General features: G+C 42.6%; 9 protein-coding genes. 6 read left to right on the top strand and 3 right to left on the bottom strand.

The genetic code is table 11. The features are described from left to right. A partial coding sequence (locus tag LDL35_RS14065) for a DUF4351 domain-containing protein (RefSeq protein ID WP_304023567.1) occupies nucleotides 1-363 on the top strand: 363 nt, incomplete at its 5' end. Between the two features lie 128 nt (nucleotides 364-491). Here the strand turns inward: LDL35_RS14065 and LDL35_RS15490 are convergent. From LDL35_RS15490 to LDL35_RS14050, 3 genes are all read right to left on the bottom strand, one after another. After that, nucleotides 492-650 carry a hypothetical protein gene (locus LDL35_RS15490; protein ID WP_369694948.1) on the bottom strand — a complete coding sequence of 53 codons (159 nt, stop codon included), beginning with the start codon at nucleotides 648-650 and terminating at the stop codon, nucleotides 492-494. Nucleotides 651-1,469: 819 nt separating this feature from the next. Then, nucleotides 1,470-1,679: a hypothetical protein gene (locus tag LDL35_RS14055; protein ID WP_304023565.1), complete on the bottom strand. Its 210-nt coding sequence runs from the start codon at nucleotides 1,677-1,679 to the stop codon at nucleotides 1,470-1,472. Then, a complete protein-coding gene (locus LDL35_RS14050) occupies nucleotides 1,679-1,903 on the bottom strand; it encodes an AbrB/MazE/SpoVT family DNA-binding domain-containing protein (RefSeq protein WP_304023563.1) in 225 nt (74 codons plus the stop codon). The genes LDL35_RS14055 and LDL35_RS14050 overlap by 1 nt, the downstream gene beginning before the upstream one ends. Nucleotides 1,904-2,839: 936 nt before the next feature. On the opposite strand from LDL35_RS14050, the gene LDL35_RS15485 reads away from it, so the two are divergent. From LDL35_RS15485 to LDL35_RS14035, 5 genes are all read left to right on the top strand, one after another. Beyond that, nucleotides 2,840-3,118 (top strand): type II toxin-antitoxin system RelE/ParE family toxin, encoded by a 279-nt coding sequence (locus tag LDL35_RS15485; RefSeq protein WP_369694946.1) that lies wholly within the window; start codon nucleotides 2,840-2,842, stop codon nucleotides 3,116-3,118. A 333-nt stretch (nucleotides 3,119-3,451) separates the two neighbouring features. Further along, a complete protein-coding gene (locus LDL35_RS15480) occupies nucleotides 3,452-3,565 on the top strand; it encodes a hypothetical protein (protein ID WP_369694947.1) in 114 nt (37 codons plus the stop codon). Next, nucleotides 3,522-3,893: a hypothetical protein gene (locus LDL35_RS14045; RefSeq protein ID WP_304023562.1), complete on the top strand. Its 372-nt coding sequence runs from the start codon at nucleotides 3,522-3,524 to the stop codon at nucleotides 3,891-3,893. Before LDL35_RS15480 ends, LDL35_RS14045 begins: the two co-directional genes overlap by 44 nt. A gap of 86 nt (nucleotides 3,894-3,979) precedes the next feature. Continuing rightward, complete coding sequence (locus tag LDL35_RS14040) at nucleotides 3,980-4,297, top strand: PKD domain-containing protein (RefSeq protein ID WP_304023561.1); 318 nt, start codon at nucleotides 3,980-3,982, stop codon at nucleotides 4,295-4,297. Nucleotides 4,298-4,650: 353 nt separating this feature from the next. After that, nucleotides 4,651-5,977, top strand: a 1,327-nt coding sequence (locus LDL35_RS14035; protein ID WP_304023559.1) for a DUF2341 domain-containing protein, incomplete at its 3' end; no start/stop codon positions are given.

Below are 5,977 nucleotides of genomic sequence, written 5' to 3'. Positions count from 1 at the left end.
GTGAGTAATAAACTTGTTGAACCTGAAATTTTAGAGGAGATATGGGAGGAGATTAAAATGCTGAAGATATTGAAGTACGCAGAGGATAAAGGGAAAGAACTGGGGATAATTATCGGAATAGAGCAGGGAAAAATTGAAGGAATTGAAAAAGGGATCGAAAAAGGAATTGAAAAAGGTAAATCCGAAGAGCGAAGAGAATTGATTGAGAGGCAACTGGCAAAAAAGTTCGGGAGGCTTCCAGGTGACCTTACCGATAAGATTCGTTCAATGGATAATGCTCTGCTGGAAATTTTAAGTCTTGAGATTCTGGATTTCCAAAGTATCGATGATTTGAATGCATTTATGAAAAAGATGAATCTCTGACATTTATACGTATTGAGGAGCAGACCGAACTGACGGCAGAGGATCTGATTCGGTTTGCCCCTTATGCTCTTCGCATATACTTAAAACACCGGGTCCATATCCATACGGTGGTCCTGTCCCCGGCATATTTAAAACGTGCCTCTCCAGTACCCATTGATTCCAGGTGTTTCCAGAAAGTCTTCCTGACTAATGTAGACCTGATTCATCATCATCCGAAGTGTTCCTCTTGCAATTTCAGGATGATTTGGCACAGGTACTGGTCTACGGTAGGAGTGACGGAGGTGTATATGGCTTTCTTTTTTTATCGTTTACTCTGGATCCCATTTTTCCGAGGGTTTTACTATTTCAGCCCCGGATAAAATGGGCAACGTTCCCGGATTCATAGATGAACTTAAACAAATCTTTCTGTTCTTTTCTGATATGGTATTAATGGAAAACCCTCGCGTGCCAAAACGGTAAGATGAAGTTCAATCGCTTCGGAAATTTTTTCTCTCGCTTCTTCCTCTGTTTTCCCTGAGAGATACAACCGGGAAGAGCAGGAACAGATACGACAGACCCTCCGTCTTTATCCTGTTCAATAATTTTTTTAGGTTCATTTTTGTTTAAATGATATTGATTGAGGGCATCACTATTGTTTTATTATTCCAGTTATTACCTGTTTGTATTCTCGAGGGTTTTGTCTGGGAACTACGAGATCTCAAAATTATGAAGAAATAACGCCCGTTATTACTTCTTAATCAACTTGGAATTTACCATTAAATTTTTTTTGAATGTATTGTTATTCTCGAACAGTCTCCTCGCCCTTCCTTTTCCATGTGGGGGAATTGATTCAAAATGTTATAAAATGGATAATCAGAAACGAATGGGCACAGATTTATATATGCTTAGTCAAAAATGGATGGGGATTAACATTTCCTACCTTTCATATTGATAAACCCGTACGATACCCGGAATCTTATCAAAGTCAGAGTCAAATGAAATTATCCTGGCAACTTTGTACTTTTTCATGATAAAAACAGAAACAGCATCAGAAACAGAAAGATTGCCATCATATTTTAAAAATTCTTCCATCCCCCCTTGAGTATTTTATCATCTGCAAAAACAAGTTAACAATTATCTATGAAGTACTGATACAACTGTGTCCCCGCTTTGCCTCCGCTTCTTCTGCCTATGATGGATATTGATTCTGCCATGATTAGATCTGTTAATAGAATAATTTCATCAGTCAGAATTGGGAGAAGACTTTTTGAATCCAGATGCCATTGATCCTTTTGATCGACGAGGGCAATGAAGAAGGAAGAATCAACAAAGATCATTATTCTCCTGACTGAATCCTTTTTTTGTCAACGACTGCATCGCCTCCAACGCTAATGTAACCACAAATATCTAATAGAGCCACCTTTTTCCTCGGTGTAATAATGATAGAATTATTATCGATATCCCACTGAAGAATGTCTCCTGGAGTCAGGTCTAACTTTTTTCTTATTTCAGCAGGTAAAACTGTAGAGTATCCATCTGATATTTTTGTCTGACTCGTCATCAATATCACCTTATTTTTTACTGATAATCAGTGTGCTGGAATCCTTAATAAAAATTCTTTATTAGGTTTTAAATTTTTGTCAAATGAGATTAATTCAAAACTGGTGTTACCTTGGTGTTTTCGATACCTCCCTGTTTCAGATGAAAGTCTTCCTTCACGATCATTCAAAATGAGAAGAATTAGCAAGCATCTGCCTTAACCTCTCTTCATCCAACCATTCGAGATTGGTCTTGCTGGAATATCGGAATCCTTCCGCCAATGTGTGGGTATGATCCCTTTCCTTAAAAACCCGGGTCCATATCCATACGGTGGTCCTGTCCCCGGCATATTCAGAAAAGAGTTCTTCAAAAACTATCGATTCCGGATGTCTATAGTATTCTGTTCATCACCTGGTTATCCAGAGAAGAAATGGTGATGTGGGACTTGAGGGAATATATAAATATTCTGAATCCGGAGAACCGGTTCATGAACGAGTGCTCATCTTTGCACCTCTGATAAAGAGCAGGAACCCGAGTAATTAACGAAATGAGTTATGTCTATCCAATATCTGTTCTATCAATTATTATCGGCGAAAGCGATTTTTTCTCACCCAAAAAAGGTTAAACAAAAAGAAAAAAAGGAATACCCTAAGTTATTTAAGTATTGAAAATTCTAATTCACTGAGTAACAATCTAGGGTTTGCTATGGTAATTTACAATCAATCAGGCTCTAAAACACAAGAGCACTCAAACTCACATGTTGAAGACCTTCTTCATGAGATAATTATGAGACTCGATAGAATTGAACACCGGATTGATAATGCCATGTATCCGGATGAATCATTTCTTCAAAAAGATTTCATATTTCATGTAAACGAGCAAAAAAAATTATTGGACAGTGGGGAGGCTTGTGTTTATTCAAGTATGGATGAATTCCTAGAGAGTCTTGAGTAAGACTATGGCTCACACCATAATATTCACAAAAGAGGCAGATAATAGGATTCGAAAAACATGTAAAAGAGATCATGGATTATGTGAAGAGGTAAAGAAAAAACTTCGCCAGATTGATGATAATCCTTTCATCGGAAAACCTCTTCGGAATGTTCTAAAAGGCACCAGAAGGGTCCATGTTGGTTCATTTGTTTTATTGTACCAATATGAAGAAGACTCAAAATGTCTCAAAATTATCAGTTTTTCTCATCATGATGAGGCCTATTCCAAGACCTGTCAATCATAACCCAGGTCCGCTGACCTCCCTATCATCTTCACTCCTCCGTTGACCCAGGGTTGTTAACGCCTATTGTTCGTGCGTATTGCATCGGATTACCATAAGAAGGAGAAGAAGACTGAGAAGGTAAGGGTAATAATTAGGGATTGGAGTGATATTGAGGAGAATTTTTTGAACAAACACCTAGTACTCCCCGTTCGCACATATTCGATTAAAGTGTCTTGAACCACTAGTTGTAGATGTCTCTGTTCTCTCTTCCCCTGCTTATGGAGGGAAAGTCATGCTACCTGGTGCACGGAACGTGTCTGTCCTCGGGAATTATGCAGATGTCGCATGGTATGAATCGCACTCCTTCAGGTAGATATATCAAATCCCGCATCCCTCGTCCTCATGGGTAGTAGTGGAGATGGCGGTGCTCAGTTCGATGGAGCACGTGAATGTGTTTGTCAAGAATGATTATGCCTTTCTTGTGAGTCTTCTTAGTAATGCCTTATATATTATCGACCTATCTGATCCCACTGCCCGGGTTCATGCCTATCGGGTCGCAGACGGTAATAATGGGGCAAGAGTATCAGAACCGAGAGGGATTTTTGTTCCTCATCCATATGTCTCCGTTACCAGTATTGGAAGTAATGCCCTTGAGATTGCAGGCTTTCCGAGACCTTCTCCCACACCTCCTCCAACCATTCCTGTCATCACCCGTTCTGCTGTTCAAACACCGGTCCGGTCTCCATCACAACCCTGGCAGGGAGTGGTTTTGTATCTGGTGCAACGGTCTACCTGACCCGGACCCGATATACTGACTGTATTTCGACGAATGTGGTGGGTGCTCCTCCGAATGTAACCTGCACGATACCTGTTTCAGGTCGAATGCCCGGGCAATGGAATGTCGTGGTTACAAACCCGGGTGGGTCCCCTGCAACACTTAACAACAGTTTTACGATAACCGGCAATGTCCCGCCGCCGGTGGTGGCAAAATTCTATGGAAACCCTAATGTTGAAGTGTTTCCCTATACTGTCCACTTTTACGATGTGTCGACGGGGTATCCTGCTTCCTGGCGTTGGACCTTTAGTGATGGAACATCATCGACAGAGCAGAATCCCACCCATACCTCTGATACAGTGGGGACATATGAGGTCTACTGCCAGCGTTGTGGTGCGATCTCAGCCAATGCGGAGGATGGGTGAGATGTATCCTGATTTGAACGGCCAATTCAGTGGTACTGATTTTTTGTTCAGCCAGGGCGGATAATCTATATAAGGTATTGGAGGGGTTGGTTGCCTAATGGGCTGCTTTCGTGTGTTTTATTCTATTTATGTATTCTTGCGCATGGATCTGATTTTATATAATGATTGCGTATTATTGGATTAGGCTGAATGAGGTGATTTCATACTATGATATGTTTTTCTACGTATATTATTGAATTCGTTTCCTGGTTCCTTCGTGTGTCTGGTATCTATCCACGGGTGTTTTTTCCCTGGCCATACCTTCGTCCAACGCCATATTTCGTCCATAGTTCAGAATTAGAGGAGGAAAAATCATGAGGCCTGCCGCGCTCCATCAAACCCGGACATATACTCCCGGGGTAGGGCATACTATCTGGTTGCTGATTATTATCGTTGCTCTTATCCTGGTTTCCTGTTGCGGTGTCGCAGGAGCAGAGTCTGTCCGTCCCCCGATAGTGGTCCCATCTGTGAGTGGGCCGGTAGTTGCCCCGCCTGGTCCGACTGGTGTTGTGCATTCGGATGGGAGGTCTGTACTTTCCGAGACGCCGGTCAATATGAGTGAAATAAATATTGAATCGTTAAGTTATGTGAGTAGCACGGTGACGGTGGTTTCCGGTCCGCCGGCGTTTTTGAGTGGGTGGAGTTATCGGAAGATCCATGCGATTGGGGGGAGTCCGGATGGTGATCTGACGAATTATCAGATGCGGTTTGTTGTCTGGAGGACGACCGGGACTGATTCGGGGGAGAATGTGTATGTTGGTTCGTCGGTAAAGAGTGATTATGGTGATCTCCGGTTTACTACCGTTGCTGGTGCCCAGATGCCGTACTGGATTGAGTCGGTGAATGCGACTGCTGCGGTTGTGTGGGTGAAGGTTCCGAGTATTCCGAGGGCTGGGACGCAGGTTGTGATGTATTATGGGAATGCTAGTGCTGTGAGTGAGAGTGATGGATCGTCCGTCTTTTCCATCTTTGAGGATTTCGAAGAAAGTGTGTTATCAGGGTGGACTCTGGATTCCGGCGTTACCGTGAGTCAGGTGACTGAGGGTTCAAACAAGGTCGGTCGGTTTACTTCGAACGGTCTTGCAGGAGGAGGGGCATATAAATCTTGGACTGGTGGTTCCGGAATTATTGAATATTCTATTAAACCTGCCCAAACCACTGCGTATCATACTGTTTCAGCTTTTTCCGGCCATGCATCAGGACTTAAAGGCGCCTGGTTCTTTGCAACGAATCAAGGCAGATTTGGTTCCATGGCACCAAGCTGGGCCTATTATACCAGTTATAATACAAACCAGTGGTATTCGATCCGCTTGGATCTGAAAGGCAACGGATATTATGATGCATATGTGAATGGTGTAAAAGTTGGATCGGACCGGGCATATTATAGTGCAACAACCACTGATCGACTTGGTCTCGTCGGGTGGACAACTGGAGGTCAGGCATCCTATGATAACATCCGTGTCAGAAAGTTTACAAATACCGGACCTGTTCATGGAGGATGGTTAAGTGAGGTTACTAACGAACAATTAGTCGCCGATTTCAGTTTCAATCCGACAAGCGGTCAGTATCCCTTGAATGTCACGTTCACTGATCTCTCGACGGGGCCTATTACATCCCGAAGCTGGGACTTTGGTGATGGAA

The sequence above is a fragment of the Methanospirillum hungatei genome (assembly GCF_020216685.1).
Taxonomy (GTDB): Archaea; Halobacteriota; Methanomicrobia; order Methanomicrobiales; family Methanospirillaceae; genus Methanospirillum; species Methanospirillum hungatei_B.
This window is presented reverse-complemented; position numbering and strand designations above follow the sequence as displayed.